General features: G+C 65.4%; 22 protein-coding genes. 20 read left to right on the top strand and 2 right to left on the bottom strand.

What is annotated here, in order from left to right; genetic code table 11:
• The first annotated feature begins 6 nt into the window (after positions 1-6).
• The 15 genes from nuoF to FM111_RS14455 all read left to right on the top strand — a co-directional run bounded on the left by nuoF (position 7) and on the right by FM111_RS14455 (position 15,004).
• Complete coding sequence (gene nuoF, locus FM111_RS14525; protein ID WP_087141642.1) at positions 7-1,320, top strand: NADH-quinone oxidoreductase subunit NuoF; 1,314 nt, start codon at positions 7-9, stop codon at positions 1,318-1,320.
• 5 nt (positions 1,321-1,325) lie between these two features.
• A complete protein-coding gene (gene nuoG / locus FM111_RS14520; protein WP_087141641.1) occupies positions 1,326-3,371 on the top strand; it encodes an NADH-quinone oxidoreductase subunit NuoG in 2,046 nt (681 codons plus the stop codon).
• A 3-nt stretch (positions 3,372-3,374) separates the two neighbouring features.
• Complete coding sequence (gene nuoH, locus FM111_RS14515) at positions 3,375-4,451, top strand: NADH-quinone oxidoreductase subunit NuoH (RefSeq protein WP_087141640.1); 1,077 nt, start codon at positions 3,375-3,377, stop codon at positions 4,449-4,451.
• Complete coding sequence (locus FM111_RS14510) at positions 4,448-4,678, top strand: hypothetical protein (protein ID WP_143276134.1); 231 nt, start codon at positions 4,448-4,450, stop codon at positions 4,676-4,678. The genes nuoH and FM111_RS14510 overlap by 4 nt, the downstream gene beginning before the upstream one ends.
• Positions 4,675-4,890: a hypothetical protein gene (locus FM111_RS14505; protein WP_087141638.1), complete on the top strand. Its 216-nt coding sequence runs from the start codon at positions 4,675-4,677 to the stop codon at positions 4,888-4,890. Before FM111_RS14510 ends, FM111_RS14505 begins: the two co-directional genes overlap by 4 nt.
• Positions 4,890-5,381, top strand: a complete 492-nt coding sequence (nuoI, locus tag FM111_RS14500) for an NADH-quinone oxidoreductase subunit NuoI (RefSeq protein WP_040345161.1) — start codon at positions 4,890-4,892, stop codon at positions 5,379-5,381. Before FM111_RS14505 ends, nuoI begins: the two co-directional genes overlap by 1 nt.
• Before the next feature lie 114 nt (positions 5,382-5,495).
• Complete coding sequence (locus FM111_RS14495) at positions 5,496-6,122, top strand: NADH-quinone oxidoreductase subunit J (RefSeq protein ID WP_087141637.1); 627 nt, start codon at positions 5,496-5,498, stop codon at positions 6,120-6,122.
• The gene (gene nuoK, locus FM111_RS14490) at positions 6,122-6,430 is read left to right on the top strand and encodes an NADH-quinone oxidoreductase subunit NuoK (RefSeq protein WP_003164596.1); all 309 of its coding nucleotides are present in this window, start codon (positions 6,122-6,124) and stop codon (positions 6,428-6,430) included. Before FM111_RS14495 ends, nuoK begins: the two co-directional genes overlap by 1 nt.
• A 14-nt stretch (positions 6,431-6,444) precedes the next feature.
• Positions 6,445-8,496 (top strand): NADH-quinone oxidoreductase subunit L, encoded by a 2,052-nt coding sequence (gene nuoL / locus FM111_RS14485; RefSeq protein ID WP_179205120.1) that lies wholly within the window; start codon positions 6,445-6,447, stop codon positions 8,494-8,496.
• 5 nt (positions 8,497-8,501) lie between these two features.
• Positions 8,502-9,989, top strand: a complete 1,488-nt coding sequence (locus FM111_RS14480; protein WP_087141635.1) for an NADH-quinone oxidoreductase subunit M — start codon at positions 8,502-8,504, stop codon at positions 9,987-9,989.
• 7 nt (positions 9,990-9,996) lie between these two features.
• Positions 9,997-11,439, top strand: a complete 1,443-nt coding sequence (nuoN, locus tag FM111_RS14475; protein ID WP_087141634.1) for an NADH-quinone oxidoreductase subunit NuoN — start codon at positions 9,997-9,999, stop codon at positions 11,437-11,439.
• A gap of 6 nt (positions 11,440-11,445) precedes the next feature.
• Positions 11,446-12,192, top strand: coding sequence for a biotin--[acetyl-CoA-carboxylase] ligase (locus tag FM111_RS14470; protein WP_087141633.1), 747 nt, complete (start codon positions 11,446-11,448; stop codon positions 12,190-12,192).
• The gene (locus tag FM111_RS14465) at positions 12,189-12,983 is read left to right on the top strand and encodes a type III pantothenate kinase (protein ID WP_087141632.1); all 795 of its coding nucleotides are present in this window, start codon (positions 12,189-12,191) and stop codon (positions 12,981-12,983) included. The genes FM111_RS14470 and FM111_RS14465 overlap by 4 nt, the downstream gene beginning before the upstream one ends.
• 6 nt (positions 12,984-12,989) lie before the next feature.
• Positions 12,990-14,666, top strand: coding sequence for a ribonuclease J (locus FM111_RS14460; RefSeq protein WP_087141631.1), 1,677 nt, complete (start codon positions 12,990-12,992; stop codon positions 14,664-14,666).
• Positions 14,666-15,004, top strand: a complete 339-nt coding sequence (locus FM111_RS14455) for a DUF3088 family protein (protein ID WP_087141630.1) — start codon at positions 14,666-14,668, stop codon at positions 15,002-15,004. Before FM111_RS14460 ends, FM111_RS14455 begins: the two co-directional genes overlap by 1 nt.
• Positions 15,005-15,050: 46 nt before the next feature.
• Here FM111_RS14455 and FM111_RS14450 read toward each other — a convergent pair whose 3' ends face one another.
• Entirely contained in the window at positions 15,051-15,404 is a 354-nt protein-coding gene (locus FM111_RS14450) for a 5-carboxymethyl-2-hydroxymuconate Delta-isomerase (RefSeq protein WP_087141629.1), read from the bottom strand.
• A gap of 74 nt (positions 15,405-15,478) precedes the next feature.
• On the opposite strand from FM111_RS14450, the gene FM111_RS14445 reads away from it, so the two are divergent.
• Genes FM111_RS14445 through FM111_RS14430 form a run of 4 tightly spaced genes read left to right on the top strand, consistent with a single transcriptional unit; the run spans position 15,479 to position 19,168 of the window.
• A complete protein-coding gene (locus FM111_RS14445; RefSeq protein ID WP_087141628.1) occupies positions 15,479-15,745 on the top strand; it encodes a DUF1467 family protein in 267 nt (88 codons plus the stop codon).
• Between the two features lie 60 nt (positions 15,746-15,805).
• Positions 15,806-17,122, top strand: coding sequence for a proline--tRNA ligase (gene proS / locus FM111_RS14440; protein WP_087141627.1), 1,317 nt, complete (start codon positions 15,806-15,808; stop codon positions 17,120-17,122).
• The gene (locus FM111_RS14435) at positions 17,119-18,432 is read left to right on the top strand and encodes a lipoprotein-releasing ABC transporter permease subunit (RefSeq protein WP_087141626.1); all 1,314 of its coding nucleotides are present in this window, start codon (positions 17,119-17,121) and stop codon (positions 18,430-18,432) included. The genes proS and FM111_RS14435 overlap by 4 nt, the downstream gene beginning before the upstream one ends.
• The gene (locus FM111_RS14430) at positions 18,425-19,168 is read left to right on the top strand and encodes an ABC transporter ATP-binding protein (protein ID WP_087141625.1); all 744 of its coding nucleotides are present in this window, start codon (positions 18,425-18,427) and stop codon (positions 19,166-19,168) included. The genes FM111_RS14435 and FM111_RS14430 overlap by 8 nt, the downstream gene beginning before the upstream one ends.
• Here FM111_RS14430 and FM111_RS14425 read toward each other — a convergent pair.
• The gene (locus FM111_RS14425) at positions 19,165-19,536 is read right to left on the bottom strand and encodes a hypothetical protein (protein ID WP_087141624.1); all 372 of its coding nucleotides are present in this window, start codon (positions 19,534-19,536) and stop codon (positions 19,165-19,167) included. The two genes, FM111_RS14430 and FM111_RS14425, sit on opposite strands and share 4 nt — an antisense overlap.
• A gap of 180 nt (positions 19,537-19,716) precedes the next feature.
• Between FM111_RS14425 and FM111_RS14420 the strand changes: the two genes are divergently transcribed.
• Entirely contained in the window at positions 19,717-20,376 is a 660-nt protein-coding gene (locus tag FM111_RS14420) for a response regulator transcription factor (protein ID WP_087141623.1), read from the top strand.
• Positions 20,377-20,562: the final 186 nt, after the last annotated feature.

Genomic DNA, 20,562 nt, shown 5'->3' with positions numbered 1-20,562 from the left:
GGGATCATGGTCGGCATCCTCCAAGACAAGGATCGGATCTTCACCAACCTCTACGGCCTCCAGGACTGGGGCCTTGAGGGGGCGAAGCAGCGCGGCGCGTGGAACGCCACCAAGGACATGCTGGACCTTGGCCGCGACTGGATCATCACCAACGTCAAGAACTCGGGCCTGCGCGGGCGCGGCGGCGCCGGTTTCTCGACCGGCCTGAAGTGGTCCTTCATGCCCAAGGAAGTGAAGGATCGTCCTCACTATCTGGTCATCAACGCCGATGAGTCCGAGCCTGCGACCTGTAAAGATCGCGAGATCATGCGTCATGATCCGCAACTGCTGATCGAAGGCGCGCTGATCGCCTCCTTCGCCATGCAGGCGCACGCTTGCTACATCTACCTGCGCGGCGAATACATCCTCGAGCGCGAGCGCATGGAAGCCGCCGTCAAGCAGGCCTATGAGGCCAAGCTGATCGGCGACGACAACGTCCACGGCTGGGACTTCCACGTCTATATCCACCATGGCGCCGGGGCCTATATCTGCGGCGAAGAGACGGCCCTGCTGGAAAGCCTGGAAGGCAAGAAGGGCCAGCCGCGCCTGAAGCCGCCGTTCCCGGCGGGCGCTGGCCTCTACGGCTGCCCCACGACCGTGAACAACGTGGAATCGATCGCCGTCGTCGGCACCATCCTGCGTCGCGGCGCGGACTGGTTCGCCGGCTTCGGTCGTCCGAACAACACCGGCACCAAGCTGATGTCCCTGTCGGGGCATGTGAACACGCCCTGCGTGGTCGAAGAAGTCATGTCGATCCCGCTGCGTCAGCTGATCGAAGATCACGGCGGCGGCGTTCGCGGCGGTTGGGGCAACCTGAAGGCCATCATCCCCGGCGGCGCATCCTGTCCGGTCATCACGCGCGAGCAGGCCGAAGTCGCGCTGATGGACTTCGACTCCATGCGTGAGCTTCGTTCGTCGCTGGGCACCGCCGGCGTGACCGTCATGGACGAGTCCACCGACATCGTGAAGGCGATCGCCCGCATCAGCTACTTCTTCAAGCACGAGAGCTGCGGTCAGTGCACGCCGTGCCGTGAAGGCACCGGCTGGATGTGGCGCGTGCTGGAACGCATGGCCATCGGCGACGCCGACCCGTCTGAGATCGACCTGCTGCTCGACGTGGCCGGTCAGGTCGAAGGCCACACCATCTGCGCCCTCGGCGACGCCGCCGCCTGGCCCGTGCAGGGCCTGATCCGGCACTTCCGTCACGAGATCGAAGAGCGCATCCACACCTACCGCAGCCGCCGCGCGAACTTCGCCGGCCACGCGATCGCGGCGGAGTAATCGTAATGCCTATCGCCAAGGTCAACGGCGTTGAAGTCGAGTTCGAACCGGGCATGACCGTGCTGCAGGTCGCCGAGCGCGCCGGGCAGGAAATCCCGCGCTTCTGCTACCACGAGCGCCTGTCCATCGCCGGCAATTGCCGTATGTGCCTGGTCGAGGTGAAGCCTGGACCGCCGAAGCCGCAGGCTTCGTGCGCGCTTCCGGCCGCCGACGGCCAGGAAATCTTCACCGACACGCCGATGGTGAAGAAGGCCCGCGAAGGGGTGATGGAGTTCCTGCTCATCAACCACCCGCTGGACTGCCCGATCTGCGACCAGGGCGGCGAGTGCGACCTGCAGGATCAGGCCGTGGGCTATGGCCGCGACGGTTCGCGCTACGGCGAGAACAAGCGCGCGGTCGAAGAAAAGAACATGGGCCCGACGGTCAAGACGTTCATGACGCGGTGCATCCAGTGCACCCGTTGCGTCCGCTTCATCACGGAAGTCGCTGGCGTGCCGGACATCGGCATGATCTCGCGCGGCGAAAGCGCCGAGATCACGACCTATCTGGAAAAGAACATCGACAGTGAACTGTCGGGCAACGTCAACGACCTGTGCCCGGTGGGCGCCCTGACGCACCGCCCGTGGCAGTATCACTATCGCCCGTGGGAGCTGAAGAAGACCGAGACCATCGACGTGATGGACGCGCTCGGCTCCAACATCCGCGCCGACTCGCGCGGCGCCGAGGTCATGCGCGTGCTGCCGCGCGTGAACGAGGGCATCAACGAAGAGTGGCTGTCGGACAAGAGCCGCTACGCCGTCGACGGCCTGCAGGCGCGTCGTCTGGACCGTCCGTGGGTACGCGAAAACGGTAAGCTGCGCGCGGCCTCGTGGGACGAGGCGCTGAGCGCCGTCGCCGCCAAGATCAAGGCCGCCTCGGCTGACCGCATCGGCGCCATCGCCGGCGACCTGCAGGACGCCGAGTCGATGAAGGCTCTGCTGGATCTGTTCCGTTCGCTCGGCTCGGCCAACACCGACTGCCGCCAGGACGGCGCAGCGCTGGGCGGCGAGACGCGTGAGGGCTGGTTGTTTAACTCCGGACTGCAAGGTATTGAAAACGCTGACGCCATTCTGATCGTCGGCGCCAATCCGCGCACGGAAGCGCCGCTGCTGAACGCGCGCATCCGCAAGAGCTGGCTGAAGGGCGGCGTCGAAGTCGGCGTCATCGGCCCGCAAGCCGACCTGACCTATGACTACGCCTGGCTGGGCGCCGGTTCGAAGACCCTGGGCAAGCTGCCCAAGGCCGCGACCGACTTCCTGAGCAAGGCTGAACGTCCCGCCCTCATCGTCGGCGCGGGCGCCCTGACCGGCGAGACCGGCCCGGCCGTGCTGAACGCCCTGGGCGCGCTGGCCAAGAAGGTCGGCGTCGTCAAGGACGGCTGGAACGGCTTCAACGTCCTGCACAGCGCCGCGGCGCGCGTGGGCGGCCTGGATATGGGCTTCCTACCGGGCGAGGGCGGTCTGGACGTGGCCGGCATGCTGAAGCCGGGCGCGCTGGACGTTCTGTTCCTGCTGGGCGCCGATGAGGTGAACGCGGACGCATCGGGCGCCTTCCGCGTCTATCTGGGCTCGCACGGCGATCGTGGGGCGCACGGCGCCGACGTGATCCTGCCGGGCGCGGCCTACACCGAGAAGTCGGGCCTGTACGTCAACACCGAGGGCCGGGTGCAGATGGCCGAGCGCGTGGTCTTCCCGAAGGGCGAGGCCAAGGACGACTGGGCCATCATCCGCGCCCTGTCGGAGCGCGTCGGCCACAAGCTGCCGTTCGACACGCTTGAACAACTGCGCGCCAAGCTGATGGGCGACCATCCGACCTTCGGCCGCATCGACTATCTGGCTCCGGCCGCGACCTTCGACGTTGCCAAGCTGGGCGCCAAGGGAGACCTGGGCGACGTCGCCTTCGTCTCCGTCATCGCCGATCCCTACCTGACCAACCCGATCGCGCGCGCCAGTGAAACCATGGCCCAACTGTCCGCTGAGCGGACGGCGCCGGTCGCCCTGGCGGCGGAGTAAATCATGGACGCTGCGACTTCCTTCTGGACCACGCCTCTCGGTTGGACCCTCGCCACGGTCGGCGGGATTCTGCTGGTGGTGGTCGGTATCCTGATCTCCCTGGCCTTCCTGCTGCTGGCCGACCGCAAGATTTGGGCGGGCGTTCAGCTGCGCAAAGGTCCGAACGTGGTCGGTCCCTTCGGCCTGCTGCAATCCTTCGCCGACTTCTTCAAGTTCGTGCTGAAGGAGATCGTCATCCCCGCCGGGTCGGACAAGGTGGTCTTCATCCTGGCCCCGCTGATCAGCTTCGTGCTGGCTTTCGTGGCGTGGGCGGCGATCCCGTTCGCACCGGGTTGGGTGGTCGCGGACCTGAACGTCGGCATCCTGTATATTCTGGCGATCAGCTCGCTGGGCGTTTACGGCATCATCATGGGCGGCTGGGCTTCGAACTCGAAGTATCCGTTCCTGGGCGCGCTGCGTTCGGCGGCGCAGATGGTGTCGTATGAGGTCTCGATGGGCCTCATCATCATCAACGTCATCCTGCTGGCCGGGACGATGAATCTGACCCAGATTGTGACCCAGCAGTCCGGCTGGTTCTGGAACTGGAACGCCTTCGGCGGCGGCCTCGAGACCCTGCCGACGATCATCGTCATGCTGCCGATGACCATCGTCTTCTTCATCTCGGCCCTGGCCGAGACCAACCGCCCGCCGTTCGACCTTCCCGAAGCGGAGTCGGAACTGGTGGCCGGTTATCAGGTCGAATATTCCTCGACCCCCTACCTGCTGTTCATGATCGGCGAATACGCCAACATCGTCTTCATGTGCGCCATGATCACCCTGCTGTTCTGCGGCGGGTGGAATCCGGGCTTCCCGACCGACTTCCTGAACAGCGTCCCGGCCTTCGTCGCCAACCTGTTCTACCTGCTGGTCTTCATCACCAAGGTCGTCTTCTGGTTCTTCATGATCGCCCTGGTGAAGGCCTTCGTGCCGCGCTACCGCTATGACCAGCTGATGCGTCTGGGCTGGAAGATCTTCCTGCCGGCCTCGCTGATCGCCGTGGTCTTCGTGGCGGCGTGGCGCGTCTTCGCGGTGGGGGCATGATGGGCGTCCGCGCCACATTCCTGATCGCGCTGGCGCTCGCCGCCGGCCTGTCGGCCTGCACCTTCAAGCCGATGGACCCGGCTGCGCCCGAGTCCGCGTCCGCGCGCCTTGAGCGCCTGGACCGGGAGCGGGGAGAGGAGGCGGACAAGCGCGCCTATTGCCAACGTCTGTCGCGGGACGACCCGCGCTTCGACAGGGACGGCTGCGAACGCCGGATCGGCGGATGAAGACGAAAGCCGCAGCCCTGATGTTCGCCTTGGCCGCGCCCATGCTGGCGTCGGCCTGCGCGCCCTATGAGGCCGACCCCGTGTCGGTCTATCAGTGGGAACGCAAGGTGCAGGAAATCGAACGGCGCGAGGCGGAACGCCAACGCCTTTGCCAGACCCTCGACAAGGAAAGCGCGCGCTATCAACGCGACTGCGCCGGAGTGAAATCGTAATGCTGACCCGTATCGTTCAGGCGGCCAAGGGCGCGATGCTGACCGACGTGTTCGGCGCCGTCGGCCTGTCGATGAAGTACATGATGAAGCCGAAGGCGACGGTGAACTATCCGTTCGAGCGCAACCCGCAGTCGCCGCGCTTCCGTGGCGAACACGCGCTGCGCCGCTATCCGAACGGCGAAGAGCGCTGCATCGCCTGCAAGCTGTGCGAGGCCATCTGCCCCGCCCAGGCCATCACCATCGAGGCCGAACCGCGCGCCGACGGCAGCCGCCGCACGACGCGCTACGACATCGACATGGTCAAATGCATCTACTGCGGCCTGTGCCAGGAGGCCTGCCCGGTGGACGCCATCGTCGAGGGACCGAACAGCGAGTTCGCCACCGAGACCCGCGAAGAACTGCTCTATGACAAGGCGCGCCTGCTGGACAACGGCGACCGCTGGGAGCGTCTGATCGCGAAGAATCTGGAACTCGACGCTCCGTATCGCTAAACGGAGCGGCGATTCCGCCACGCTGACCCTGACCTTCGGGCCGGGGCCGATTTCTGGAAGGGTCCGGGCTTTTCGTCCGGGCCATTGGTTTTGAAGAGGGGCGTCGTCCCGCACATGTTGCAAGGCCTGGCCTTCTATCTTCTGGCGACGGTCGCCGTGGTTTCCGCCCTTCTGGTCGTGACCGCGCGCAATCCCGTGCACTCCGTTCTCTGGCTGATCCTGACCTTCTTCTCGGCAGCCGGCCTGTTCGTTCTGCTGAGCGCCGAGTTCCTGGCGATGCTGCTGGTCGTCGTCTACGTCGGCGCCGTGGCGGTGCTGTTCCTGTTCGTCGTCATGATGCTGGACGTCGACTTCGTGAAGCTGCGCGAAGGATACGCGCGCTACCTGCCGCTGGCGGGCATTGTGGCGGGCGTGCTGCTGGCCGAGATGATCATGGTGTCGATCACCGTCGTTCAGGGCGGAGCCGCCAGGGACGCGACCTCGCCGGTTCCGGCCGGGCCTGACGTCACCAACATCGAGACGATCGGCCGCGTACTCTACACGGACTACGTCTACTTCTTCCAGGCGGCGGGCGTGGTCCTGCTGATCGCCATGATCGGCGCCATCGTTCTGACCCTGCGCCACCGTCCAGGCGTCCATCGCCAGGACCTGGCTTCCCAGGCCAACCGCGAGCGCGCCAAGGCTGTCGAGATCAAGTCCGTGACCACGGGCCAGGGCGTCACCCCCGAGGAGCTTCTGTAATGGATATCTCGCTCCAGCATTATCTGGCGGTCGCCGCCATGCTGTTCACCATCGGCGTCTTCGGCATCTTCGTGAACCGCAAGAACGTCATCATCATCCTGATGTCGGTCGAGATGATCCTGCTCGCGGTGAACATCAACTTCGTGGCCTTCTCCACGCACCTGAACGACGTGTCGGGTCAGCTGATGGCCATGTTCGTCCTGACCGTCGCCGCGGCCGAGGCCGCTGTCGGCCTGGCCATTCTCGTGACCTTCTTCCGTAACCGCGGCGACATCGCGGTCGACGACGCCTCCGTGATGAAGGGCTGATCGGAACCGTGACTATCCAGACTCTCGTCACTCTCGGCGTCTTCGCCCCCTTGCTGGGGGCCATGATCGCCGGCTTCTTCGGTCGCCGTATCGGCGACGTCGCCTCGCAGGCCGTCACTACGGGCCTGCTGTTCTTCTCGTGCGCGGTCTCGTGGATCGTGTTCAGCCAGTGGACCTGGGGCGGGCTGGAAGCCTTCACCGTGCACCTGGCGCCGTTCGTCCACGTCGGCGAGTTCCAGTCGAACTGGTCGATCCGCGTCGACGCCATGTCGGCTGTCATGCTGATCGTGGTGACGTCGGTGTCCTCGCTGGTTCACCTCTATTCCTGGGGCTACATGAAAGAGGACGACAGCCGTCCTCGCTTCTTCGCCTATCTGTCGCTGTTCACCTTCATGATGCTGGCGCTGGTGACGGCCGCCGACTTCCTGCAGATGTTCTTCGGCTGGGAAGGCGTGGGTCTGGCGTCGTATCTGCTGATCGGCTTCTGGTACAAGAAGCCCTCGGCCACCGCCGCCTCGATCAAGGCCTTCGTGGTCAACCGCGTCGGCGACTTCGGCTTCCTGCTCGGCATGATGACCGTGTTCTGGATGTTCGGCACGATCGAGTTCGCCAAGCTGTTCCCGCTGATCGCGGGCAAGGCCGGGACGGGCTGGGAATTCCTGGGCCACACCTGGTCGGCGCTGGATCTGGCCGGTCTGCTGCTGTTCATCGGCGCGATGGGCAAGTCGGCGCAGTTCTTCCTGCACACCTGGCTGCCGGACGCCATGGAAGGCCCGACGCCTGTGTCGGCCCTGATCCACGCGGCCACCATGGTCACCGCCGGCGTCTATATGGTCTGCCTGCTGTCGCCCTTGTATGAGCACGCGCCGGTCGCGTCGCAGTTCATCGCCATCATCGGCGGCATCACGGCCATCTTCGCCGCGACCGTCGGCATGATGCAGAACGACATCAAGCGCGTGATCGCCTATTCGACCTGTTCGCAGCTGGGCTATATGTTCTTCGCGGCGGGCGTCGGCGCCTATCAGCCCGCCATGTTCCACCTGTTCACGCACGCCTTCTTTAAGGCTCTGCTGTTCCTGGGCGCCGGTTCGGTGATCCACGGGATGCACCACGAGCAGGACATGAGGAAGATGGGCGGCCTGTGGAAGCTGCTGCCCGTCACCTATGCGACCATGATGATCGGCACCATCGCCATCACCGGCCTGGGCATGCCCGGCGTCGGCGGCTTCGCCGGCTTCTACTCCAAGGACTCCATCCTCGAGAGCGCCTATGCGGCGGCGACGACCGGCCACTCGGCCGCGGGCATGTTCGCCTTCGTCATCGGCATCTCGGCGGCCCTGCTGACGGCCTACTATTCGTGGCGCCTGATCTTCATGACCTTCCACAACAAGCCGGTGTGGAAGGAAGAGGAGGGTGCCCACCATGCGGACGCCCACGCTCATGACGATCATCATGCCCACGACGATCATGCGCATGACGACCATCACCATGGTCCGCTGAAGCCGCACGAGAGCCCGCTGGTCATGGTCGTGCCGCTTCTGGTGCTGTCGATCGGCGCGGTGTTCGCGGGCATGATCTTCGCCCCGCACTTCATCGGCCATCATGAGGCTGAGTTCTGGCGCGGCGCCATCTTCGTCGGAGCTGAGAACCACGTCCTGCACGAGAGCCACAACGTCCCGACCTGGGTGAAGTGGGCGCCGCTGATCGTGACGCTGCTGGGCACGGCCATCGCTTACTGGCTGTATGTCGTGAAGGAAGGCGCGGCCAAGGAGATGGCCGACCGCAAGGGCCCGCTGTGGACCTTCCTCTACAACAAGTGGTTCTTCGATGAGCTGTATGACGCCACCTTCGTGAAGGGGACCAAGGCGCTTGGCGACTTCTTCTGGAAGATCGGCGACGTGAAGATCATCGACGGTCTGGGCCCGAACGGCGCGGCCTGGGCTTCGCTGAAGTCGGGCGGCTGGTTGTCCCGGTTCCAGTCCGGTTTCGTCTACTTCTATGCATTCGTGATGCTGATCGGCGTGGCTGCGTTCCTTGCCTTCGCCATCTTCACGTGGGGAGCCTGAGCCTCGTGCCTCACATTCTGAGCATCGTCACCTTCCTGCCGCTTCTCGGCGCGGCCGCGATCCTGATCGCGCGCCTGCTGAACAAGGACGGTCAGGACGCCGCGGCCCCGGCCGCTCGCTGGATCGCGCTGATCACCACCATGGTGGTGCTGGCCGTGTCCGTCCTGCTGGTCGCGCAGTTCGATCCGTCGAACCCGGCCTATCAGTTCGTCGAGAACTACGCCTGGTTCGCGGGCGCCAGCTATCACCTGGGCGTGGACGGGATCTCCATCCTGTTCGTCCTGCTGACGGCCTTCCTGCTGCCGATCTGCATCGTGGCCAGCTGGAAGTCGATCGAGACGCGCGTCGTCGAATACATGATCGCCTTCCTGATCCTGGAGACCATGGTCATCGGGGTGTTCACCTCGCTGGACCTGTTCCTCTTCTACATCTTCTTCGAAGGCACCCTGGTGCCGATGTATCTGATCATCGGCATCTGGGGCGGCGCCAACCGCATCTACGCGGCGTACAAGTTCTTCCTGTACACCCTGCTGGGTTCGGTCCTGATGCTGCTGGCCATGCTGTGGATGGCCCACACGACCGGCACCACCAGCATTCCGGAGCTGAAGCAGTACGCCTTCGATCCGGCGGTGCAGCCGCTGCTGTGGCTGGCCTTCTTCGCCTCCTTCGCGGTGAAGATGCCGATGTGGCCGGTGCACACCTGGCTGCCTGACGCCCACGTTCAGGCGCCGACGGCGGGTTCGGTCATCCTGGCCGGCATCCTGCTGAAGCTGGGCGGCTACGGCTTCATCCTGTTCAACATTCCGATGTTCCCGCAGGCGTCGCAGATGTTCACGCCTCTGGTGCTGACGCTGTCGGTGATCGCCATCGTCTACACCTCGCTGGTCGCCTTCCGTCAGACGGACATCAAGAAGCTGATCGCCTATTCGTCGGTCGCCCACATGGGCTTTGTGACCATGGGCATCTTCGCGGGCAACGACACCGGCATTCAGGGCGCCGTCTTCCAGATGCTGAGCCACGGCCTGATCTCGGGCGCGCTCTTCCTCTGCGTCGGCGTGGTCTATGACCGGATGCATACGCGTGAGATCGCCTTCTACGGCGGCCTGACGGCGCGGATGCCCTGGTATGCGGCCATCTTCCTGATGTTCACCATGGCCAACGTCGGCCTGCCGGGCACCTCGGGCTTCATCGGCGAAGTGCTGACGATGACCGGCGCCTATCAGGTCTCGACCTGGGCGGCCCTGATCGCGGCCTCGGGCGTGATCTTCTCGGCGGTCTATGCGCTGACGCTGTTCCGCAACGTCATGTACGGCCCGATCACCAATCCGGCGCTGGAAAACATCACCGACATCGACAAGCGCGAGCTGCTGATCTTCGTGCCCCTGATCGTCGGCACCATCTGGCTGGGCCTCTATCCCAACGCCGTTCTCGACTACACCGGGCCGACTGTTGAAGCCCTGACCAGCGCCTATCGCGCCGCGATCGGCGGGTGAGACCATAATGCCTGATCTGTCCTCCGCTCTCCAACTCGCCGCCCCGGAGCTGACCCTTGCGGTCGGCGGACTGGTGCTGCTCATGCTCGGCGCCTTTACCGGCGAGAAGTCGACGCGCCTGGTTTCGGGCCTGTCGGTGCTGCTGCTGCTGGCGGCGACGGTTCTGGCCGTCGTCGGCCCGCTGGGCTCCGCCTTCAACGGGGCCTATGTGGCCGATCCGCTGGCCGTCTTCGGCAAGGCGGTGATCTTCCTGTCCGCCGCCGTAGCCGTGGTGCTGGGCGACGGCTGGATGCATCGCAACAACATCGCCAAGTTCGAGTATCCGATCCTGATCGTGCTGGCTTCGGTCGGCATGGGCATGATGGCGTCGTCGGGCGACCTGATCTCGCTCTACATCGGCATCGAGATGCACTCGCTGGCCCTCTACGTCCTGGCCGCCTATCGCCGCGACGATCTGAAGGCCTCGGAAGCGGGTCTGAAGTATTTCGTCCTGGGCGCGCTGTCGTCGGGTCTGCTGCTCTACGGCGCCAGCCTGATCTATGGTTTCGCCGGGTCGATGCGATTCGAGGACATCGCCGCGTTCGCCACCGCCAACCCCGGTCCGGGCCTGATCTTCGGCCTGGTCTTCCTGATCTGCGGTCTGGCGTTCAAGGTTTCGGCCGCGCCGTTCCACATGTGGACGCCCGACGTCTACGAAGGCGCACCGACCCCGGTCGTGGCCCTGTTCTCGACCGCGCCCAAGGTGGCGGCCATGGTTCTGATCATCCGCGTGCTGATCGAAGGCTTCGGCCTGGCCCATGCGCAGTGGGCGCAGGTGCTGATCCTGATCTCGCTGATCAGCTTCGCCGTCGGCGCCTTCGGCGGCCTGATGCAGAAGGACATCCAGCGCCTGCTGGCCTACTCGTCCATCATCAATATCGGCTACGCCCTGCTGGGCGTGGCGGCGGGCACTCAGGTCGGCGTTCAGGCGACCCTGATGTTCATGACCCTGTATGTCGTGGACCAAATCGGCTTCTTCGCCATTCTGCTGTCGCTGAGCCGCAATGGCCGTCCGATCCGCAAGATCGCCGACCTGGCCGGTCTGAAGAAGGACCGCCCGGTCACGGCCGTCGCCCTGACGATCCTGTCGCTGTCGGCTGTCGGCATTCCGCCGATGTCGGGCTTCTGGGGCAAATTCTACGTCTTCGGCGCCGCCGCCGACGCCGGTTACTGGATGGCGGGCGCCGCGGGTCTGGTGGCCTCGGTCGTCGCGGCCTTCTACTACCTGCGCATCATCAAGGTGATCTGGTTCGACACGCCGGAGTTCGACGTGACGACGGACAAGGCGCCGGCCGGTTCGCAGTGGATCGGCTGGGCGGCTGCGGCCTTCAGCTTCCCCGTGCTGCTGATCGCCCTGACCTGGCTGGAGCCGTTGACGCGCGCGGCGGCCGCGGGCGTCGGGATCGGATAAGGGGCCTTGGCGGCTCCGGTCCTGATCCTCGAAGAGACCGACTCAACCAACGCCGAGGCGCGTCGTCGCGCCGAGGCGGGCGAGGCCGGGCCGCTGTGGATCGCGGCTCGGCGTCAAACTGCTGGGCGGGGCCGTCGCGGCCGCGCCTGGGACAGCCGGGACGGCAATCTGGCCACGACCCTTCTGCTGACGCTGAACCGCTCTCCGGCCGAGGCGGCGCAACTGACCTTCGCCGCCGCCCTGGCGGTGGCCGATCTGCTGGACCGCTATGTCCCGCCCGCGCTGGTCAGCATCAAATGGCCCAATGACGTTCTGCTGGATGGGTGCAAGTCGTCCGGCATACTGATCGAGTCCGGTCCGGCGCCCTCCGGCGGCCTGTGGTTGGCTGTGGGCATCGGTGTGAACCTGTCTCATGCGCCCGAAGGGACCGAGCGGCCGACCACCTGCATCGTCGAGCACCTGCGTCACGACGTGGCCGCCGCGCCGTCGATGGAGGAGGGTGCCAGGGCATTGGCCGAAACCTTTGACGCCTGGCTGGAACGCTGGACGCGTCTGGGCTTTCAGCCGGTGCTGGACGCCTGGGTCGCGCACACGCCGGGCCTGTTCGGCCCATGCACGGCCCGGCTGAGCCATGAAACCCTGAGCGGGATCGCCGACGGCGTTGAGGCCGACGGAGCCCTGCGCCTGAAACTGCCGGACGGAAGTCTGCGGGTCATCTCCGCAGGCGACGTCTTCTTCGGAGAGGCCGCCTGATGCTGCTGGCGATCGAGCAAGGCAACACCAACACCCTGTTCGCCGTCCATGACGGTCAGGAGTGGATTTTTCAGTGGCGCACCGCCACCGATCCCATGCGCACGGCTGATGAGTACGCCGTCTGGCTGCATCAGTTGTTCGAGATGCGTGGTCAGGGCCAGACCATGGCCGACATGGATGGCTGCATCATTTCCAGCGTGGTGCCGCAGTCGATCTTCAACCTGCGCAACCTGGCGCGGCGTTATCTGAACGTCGAACCCCTGGTGATCGGCGAGAACGTCGAACTGGGCATTGAGGTGCGCATCCATAAGCCCAGCGAGGCCGGGGCCGACCGTCTGGTCAACGCCATCGGCGCGCTGCAGGTCTATGAGGGCGACCTGCTGCTGATCGACAGCGGCACGGCGACCACTTTTGATGTCGTGTCCGGCGCGAACGGGCAGGGGGCGGGGGCTTTTGAAGGCGGGCTGATCGCGCCCGGCATCAATCTGTCGCTTCAGGCCCTGCACGAGGCGGCGGCCAAGCTGCCGCGCATCGCCATCCAGCGCCCCGATACGGTGATCGGGCGCGACACCGTGACTTCCATGCAATCGGGCGTCTTCTGGGGCTATATCGCCCTGATCGAAGGGCTGGTGGACCGTATCAAGGCCGAGTGGGGCAAGCCCATGACGGTCATCGGCACCGGCGGCGTCGCCTCCCTGTTCGAGGGCGCAACCGACTCTATCGACCGGTTTGATCCGGACCTGACCATCCGCGGCCTACTCGAAATCTGGCGGCGGAACTCCCATCTGTAAGGCCGTATGAAAAAGCAAAATCAAAACGACGAACTCGTCTTCCTGCCGCTGGGCGGCTCGAACGAGGTCGGCATGAACCTGAACGCCTATGGCTTCGGCCCGGCGCATGACCGCAAATGGATCATCGTCGATGTCGGCGTGACCTTCGGCGACCAGTCCACGCCCGGCGTGGACGTCATCGTGCCGGACCCCAGCTTCCTGGAAGGTGAGAACATCCTGGGCATCGTGCTGACGCACGCCCACGAGGACCACATCGGCGCCCTGGGCTGGTTGTGGCCGCGCATTCAGGCGCCGCTGTACGCCACGCCCTTCACCGCCTTCCTGATCCGCGAGAAGCTGCGCGACGCCGGCATCTATGAAGATGTCGAACTGCACGAGGCGCCGCTGGGTTCGACCGTGAACCTGGGCCCGTTCGAGGTGACATACGTCACCATCACCCACTCGATCGCCGAGCCGAACGGCCTGGCCATCAAGACGCCACTGGGCACGGTGCTGCACACCGGGGACTGGAAGATCGACAACGATCCGGTCGTGGGCGAGCGCACCGACGTCGACTTCATCCAGAAGCTGGGGGACGAGGGCGTCCTGGCCATGGTGTGCGACTCCACCAACGTCTTCGTGGACGGCGTCGCCGGGTCCGAGGGCGATGTGAAGGTCAAGCTGGCCGAACTGATCCAGGGCCTGAAGGGCCGGGTCGCCGTCGGCTGTTTCGCCTCCAACGTTGCGCGCATGCACAGCGTCATCAGCGCCGCCGAGGCGGCCGGGCGTCGCGTGGCCCTGGCTGGGCGCTCGATGCACCGCATCACCGCCGCCGCCAAGTCGGTCGGCATGTTGAACGACATCAAGCCCTTCCTGTCCGAACAGGAGGCGAAGGTCTGGCCGGCGAACGAGATCCTGTATCTGTGCACCGGCAGCCAGGGCGAGGCGCGCGCGGCTCTGTCTCGCGTGGCCGAAGGGACGCATCCCTTCATCAAGCTGGGCGAGGGCGATCACTGCATCTTCTCGTCGCGGGTCATCCCCGGCAACGAGCTGTCCATCGGTCGTCTGCAGGACAAGATGGCCGAGCGCGGAATCCGCATCTACACTGAGAAGGATCACCCCGGCATTCACGTCTCGGGCCACCCGTGCCGTGATGAACTGCGCCAGATGTATCAGTGGGCGCGGCCGCAGATCGCGGTGCCGACCCACGGCATGCGCCGCCACCTGATCGAGCACGGCAACCTGGCCAAGGATATGCAGGTTCCGGAGACGGTGACGCCACGTAACGGCGACATGGTGCGCCTGGCCCCTGGACCCGCGGCCATCATCGACGAAGTGCCCTCGGGCCGCCTGTTCGTCGACGGCGGGATGCTGGTGGAAGAGGCGGGCGAGGCCCTGCGCGAGCGCAAGCACGCCGCCAGCAACGGCATCCTGATCGTCAGCTTCGCGCTGGACAAGCGCGGCCGGATCGCCAGCGACATAGACGTGCGCGGCATCGGCCTGCCGGGCGACGCCGACCGTCCGCTGGGCGATGTGCTGGACGACATGGCCGAGCGCGTCGAGAACACGGTGCGCGGCCTGAAGGGCGAAGCGCTGGAGGACGAAGCCGTCATCGAACAGGCCGTCAGCCGGACCCTGAAGAAGGCCAGCCAGCAGATCTGGGATCGTCGTCCGATCGTGGAAACCGTGGTGCTGAGGCTCTGATGGCGGACCGTCTGTATCTGCTGAACGCCGACTGGTTCGACGATCAGGGCGGACCGTGGTTCTGCCCGCCCGGCGCGCGGATCGAGGGGGTGCTGGGCCTGTATCCGCGCCTGCGCGAGCATCTGACGGTGACCCACTTAGATCACCCGCGCCCGCGCCCGGCCGTGATCGCCGAGGTGGGGGAGGCGAACCAGAGCTGCCCCCTGCTGGTGCTGGACGGCGAGTTCGACTGGCCCGACGCCCGGGTCAGTGAAGAGACCGGCGCGCGTTTCCTGCAGGACGACGACATCCTGCCATACTGGGCCGCGCGCTACGGCATCGGGCGGCCGCATCCCTGATCCGCGAACTTTCTCCCTCCCCACGAAGGGGAGGGAGAGGACGGCTTTAAAGCGTCACCTTCCGATAATTGTCGCGATCCAGATTGCCGATCTCGACCGAGATCTGGCGGGGACCGTCATACGGCGCGACGCCGGCCAGCAGGGCAGCCTGCACGGCTTCGCCCAGGGCGGTCTTCTGATCCTGCGTGCGGCCGCTGAGGATGCGCAGGTCGCAGTGAACCATGGCCTGATCCGGGTCGCCGTCGGCGATGATAAGGCGGTCGCAGCGCACGATGCGTGTCTTGCAGGCCGGAAGGGTCGCGCCGACCGTCTCGACACAGAGGCGATGAATCTCCAGCGCCAGGGCGCGCCAGTCGGTCGCGTCGAAATGGGTGGAGTGTTCCAGCGTAATCTGTGGCATTCAGGGCGTCCTTGTTGCGGTGCCTTTCCTTATCGCGCCGCGACGATGATTGCGATGAACGGACTTTAGAGACGATGCCCCTTGGCCCTTTCACCCTGGTCGCCACCTTTTTGACGGTGTGGTGGATCGTGCTGTTCGCGATTCTGCCGCTGGGGATGTCGGACCAGATCAAGGATCCGCCGACGGACGGCACCCAGTGGGGCGCGCCGAAGAATCCGAACCTCAAGAAGAAGTTCATCACCACGACCTGGGTGTCGATCATCGTCTGGCTCATCATTGTCGCCATCGTCTGGATCGGCTGGACCCCCGTGCCCGACATCACTCACGCGAACGCGCTCTAGCTTTCGTCCCCTTCGCCCGGTTAAACCTCGGGCCTGACTGAATTTGCCGAGAATCCTCCCATGCGCCTGTCGCGCTACTTCCTGCCGATCCTGAAAGAAGCCCCCTCCGACGCCCAGATCGTGTCGCATCAACTGATGCTGCGCGCGGGCATGATCAAGCAGGAGGCCGCCGGCATCTACGCCTGGCTGCCGCTGGGCCTGCGGGTGCTGCGCAAGATCGAAGGCATCGTCCGCGACGAGCAGGTGAAGGCCGGCGCCGTCGAGCTGCTGATGCCGACGCTGCAACTGGCCGACCTGTGGCGCGAAAGCGGCCGCTACGACGCCTATGGCCCGGAGATGCTGCGCATCACCGACCGTCATGAGCGCGAGTTGCTGTACGGACCGACCAACGAGGAAATGGTCACGGATATCTTCCGGGCCTATGTGAAGAGCTACAAGGCGCTGCCGCTGAACCTCTTCCACATCCAGTGGAAATTCCGCGACGAGCGCCGTCCGCGTTTCGGCGTCATGCGCGGCCGCGAGTTCCTGATGAAGGACGCCTATTCCTTCGATCTGGACGAGGCCTCGGCCCGTATCGCCTACAAGCGCATGTTCGCCGCCTATCTGAACACCTTCGCCCGCCTGGGTCTGAAGGCGGTGCCGATGCGCGCTGACACCGGCCCCATCGGCGGCGACCTGAGCCACGAGTTCATTGTCCTGGCCGAGACCGGCGAGAGCGAGGTCTTCTGCGACCGCAAACTGGTCGAGATGGATGCGCCCGGCCACAACCTCAGCGTCGAGCAGCTGGAAGGCGTGTTCAACGAGCGCACGGCCCTCTACGCCGCGACCGAGGAAATGCACGACGCGGCGCAGTTCGAGACCCAGACCGCCGAGGGCGACCGCCTGTCGGCGCGCGGCATCGAGGTCGGCCACATCTTCTACTTCGGCACCAAATACTCGTCCGCCATGAAGGCCAAGGTCGCCGGACCGAACGGTCAGGACATCGAGGTCCACATGGGCAGCTACGGCGTCGGCGTATCGCGCCTGCTGGGCGCCATCATCGAGGCCAGCCATGACGAGGGCGGCATCATCTGGCCGGACTCGGTCGCGCCGTTCGACGTGGTGGTGATCAACCTGCGCGCCAGCGACGAGGCTGTTTCGGCCGCCTGTGAAGAGGCCGTGGCCAAGCTGGAAGCTCTGGGCAAGGACGTCCTCTACGACGACACCGACGAGCGCCCGGGCGGCAAGTTCGCCACTGCCGACCTGATCGGCGTGCCGTGGCAGCTGACCATCGGGCCCAAGGGCCTGGCCGACGGCGTGGTCGAACTGAAGCGCCGCGCCACGGGCGAGAAGCAGAGCCTGTCGCTGGACGCCGCCCTGGAGCTGCTGACGAAATGACCGACGCCGCGACGGCTTCCGCCCCGCAGCCTGCGCCCAAGCCCGCCGGCCCGTTTTCCAGCTGGGAGATCGGGCTGGCGCTCCGCTATCTGCGCGCCAAGCGCAAGCAGGGCGGGGTGGCGCTGATCGCCATGATCAGCTTCATCGGCATCATGCTGGCCGTCGCCGTGCTGATCAGCGTGATGAGCATCATGGCGGGCTTTCGCGGCACGCTGATGGACCGGATCCTGTCGTTCAACGGCCATATGTATGTGCAGGGGCCGGTGCTCTACGCGCCCGATCGCGACGCGGCGTTGAAGCGGATCGCCGATGTTCCGGGCGTGGTGGCGGTGACGCCCCTGATCGAAAGTCCGGCCATGTTCCGCGCGGGCGGGGCGGCGACCGGCGGCATGGTTCGCGGCGTGCGGCCGCAGGATCTGACCTCGACGAAGTTCGTCTATGACAGCCTGACCCCTGAGGCGCGCGAACGGTTCGGCAAGGGCCAGTACGGCGGCGACCAGGTGCTGATCGGCAAGAGCCTGGCCGAACAGATGGGCCTGCGTGAAGGCGACCCTATCTCCCTCTATACGCCGACCGGCGCGGACAGCGCCTTCGGCAATCTGGGCGGCTTGGAGAAGACCTATATCGTCGGCGGAATCTATACGTCGGGGGCGGCGGACTATGATCGCGCCTTCATCTTCATGCCGCTGGAGCAGGCGCAGCTCTTCTTCGGCAAGGACGGCGTCTGGGATGTCATCGAGATGAAGGTGGCGGAGCCCGATCTGGTCGAAAACCTGCTGACGCCGGTTCAGCGCGCCGCCGGGCCGGGCAATGTCGTCACCGACTGGCGCAATCGTCAGGCCGCCATCTGGGGCGCGCTGAAGGTCGAGCGCGTGGCCATGAGCATCATCCTGGGCATGGTGGTCGCCATCGCCGCCATGAACATCATCAGCGGCATCGTCATGCTGGTGAAGAACAAGACGCGCGACATCGCCATCCTGCGGACCGTCGGCGCCAGTCAGTCGTCCATTCTGCGCATCTTCTTCATGTCGGGCGCGGCCATCGGCATCGGCGGCACGATCGCGGGCCTGGTTCTGGGCCTGCTGTTCTGCTGGAACATCGGGGCGATCCAGCATTTCCTCGAAGGCCTGCTGGGGGTCCAGCTGTTCAACGCTGAGGTCTATATGCTGGATTCTGTTCCGGCCAAGGTGGACCCGTGGGACGTGACCTGGGTCGCCGTCTTCTCCTTCTTTATGAGCTGCCTGGCCAGCCTGCCGCCGTCGTGGAACGCGTCGCGCATCGATCCGGTGGAGGCTCTGCGCTTTGAATAGGTTGCTGAAGAAGAAGCCCGCTGTCGCCGCCGAGGCAAACGGCGCCATCCTGTCGCTGCGCGGGGTGACGCGCACCTATCCGACGGCCCAGGGCGGGCTGACGGTGCTGAAAGGCGTCGATCTGGAGGTCATGCCGGGCGAGGTCGTCGGCCTGATCGGACCGTCCGGTTCGGGCAAGTCCAGCCTGCTGCATGCGGCGGGTCTGCTGGAGCGGCCGACCAGCGGCCAGGTGCTGATCGACGGCGAGGACGTCGGCGGTCTGGACGAACGCGCACGCACGCGCCTGCGCCTGCACCGCATCGGTTTTGTCTATCAGTTCCACCACTTGCTGCCGGAGTTCGACGCTCTGGACAATGTGGCCCTGCCGATGCGTATCGCGGGCGTAGGGGAAGGGGAGGCGCGGCGTCGCGCGACCGAGAAGCTGACGGCGCTCGGTCTGGGCCAGCGCGTCACGCACCAGCCCGCGCAACTGTCGGGCGGCGAGCAGCAGCGCGTCGCCATCGCCCGCGCCCTGGCCAACAGCCCGCGCCTGCTGCTGGCGGACGAGCCGACCGGCAACCTGGATCCCGCCACCAGCCAGGCGGTGTTCGAGTCCTTACGCGAGCTGGCCAAGACCACGGGCGTCGCCGCCCTGATCGCTACACACAACATGGAGTTGGCCGGGCACATGGACCGCGTCTTCGCCCTGAAGGACGGGCATCTGGAGCAGCGGGCGGCTGAAAGCCACGCCTACTAGGAGGCGATGAGCCGGGTCGTCGCTTTCAGGGGCGTGCGATAGGGCATCATGGTCCAATGCAGCGCAGCCGCGCCCAGCAGCGGCGGGACGTCGGCATATCTGGGATGAACCGGGTCGATCGCGCGCCGCAAGACCGCTGTCTCGTCTGGTCTGAGCGGCGGTTGAGACAGCGCCAGAACACGGTGGATGCGAAACTGCACCGTTTGCCGCCAGGCCTCCGTCGACGCCGTCTCGCAGGGACTGGCGCCGAGCAGTTGAAGGAAGCCGTCAAGAGCGCCGGGCGATCCTTCCATGGCGTAGATGATGATGTCGTCCACGCTGGCCGCCACGCCGGCGAGCCCCAATGACCGGGCTTGGTCGCGCCGCATGTCGATCAGGGCCGGCCACCGTGCGCCTTGCGCGAATCCTGACGGAGGCCGAGTCAGGAATACGGCGCTTTGCAACACAGCGAGCCTCCATGTTCGCCTTGGCGTAACCGGAATATCGTTCTGCGTATGCTCACGCGGGATCAACTGCGTGGGACTACGAGGTTTTTCCGGCGCTAAGCCTTGCGTAGTTTCAACGACATGATGCGTGATGGCGTGGACGGCGGTCGAAATGGACAAGATGCAGCAAGGGTTGGGCGCGCTATCGCTGAAATCGCCATCATCGATGATGACCGGGCGCTGCTGGAGCTGACCCTTTTGGCGGTGCGCGAGGCCGGGTTCTCCGCCATCGGTTTTCATGAACCGCTCGACGCCTTGATGTGGGCGTCCGACGCCGATCCGACCTGCCTCGTCGCCGACCTGAAGATGCCGGGCGTCGAAGGGTTGGATCTCGTGGCCGCCTTCTGCGCCCTGAACCGACACGCCGTCATCGTCGTCAGCGCTTTCGTGGACGTGCGGACGACGGTCGACGCCATGCGCCTGGGCGTGGACGATGTTCTGTCTAAGCCCACGACGATGGATGAGTTGGTCCGCGCCCTGCGTCGCGGGGCGGCGGCCCTGGCGTCCACGCCGGTCCGTGAGGAACTGACCTTCACCCGCCGCGAGCGTCAGGTCGCAGAGATGCTGGTCGAGGGCCTGACGACCAAGCAGATCGCCCAGAACCTGGAGCTGAGTCCGCGTACGGTCGAGTTCTTCCGAGCGAGCCTGCTGCGCAAGACCCAGTCCCCCAATTCGGCCGCCCTGGCCTCGGCGCTGACTCGTCTCGGCTTCCTCGCGAATTGAGGTTGACGAGAACAAATGAGCAACTTAGAACAAATGGGCAACATTTGATCTGGGGATAAAACCAATGACGCGTTGGGTGAGGGATCTGCTGTCGCTTGCGTCCTGCGGCGGCTTCGTCTGGATGGTCTGGCAGGCGGCCTTCCTAGTGACATGACCGCGCCCCACTGAGGGGCGACTCCCTGCATG

This window comes from Brevundimonas diminuta 3F5N (assembly GCF_900163625.1).
Classification (GTDB): Bacteria; Pseudomonadota; Alphaproteobacteria; order Caulobacterales; family Caulobacteraceae; genus Brevundimonas; species Brevundimonas diminuta_A.
Note: the sequence above shows the minus strand (reverse complement) of the source record. Positions and strands in the feature narration are given on the sequence as shown.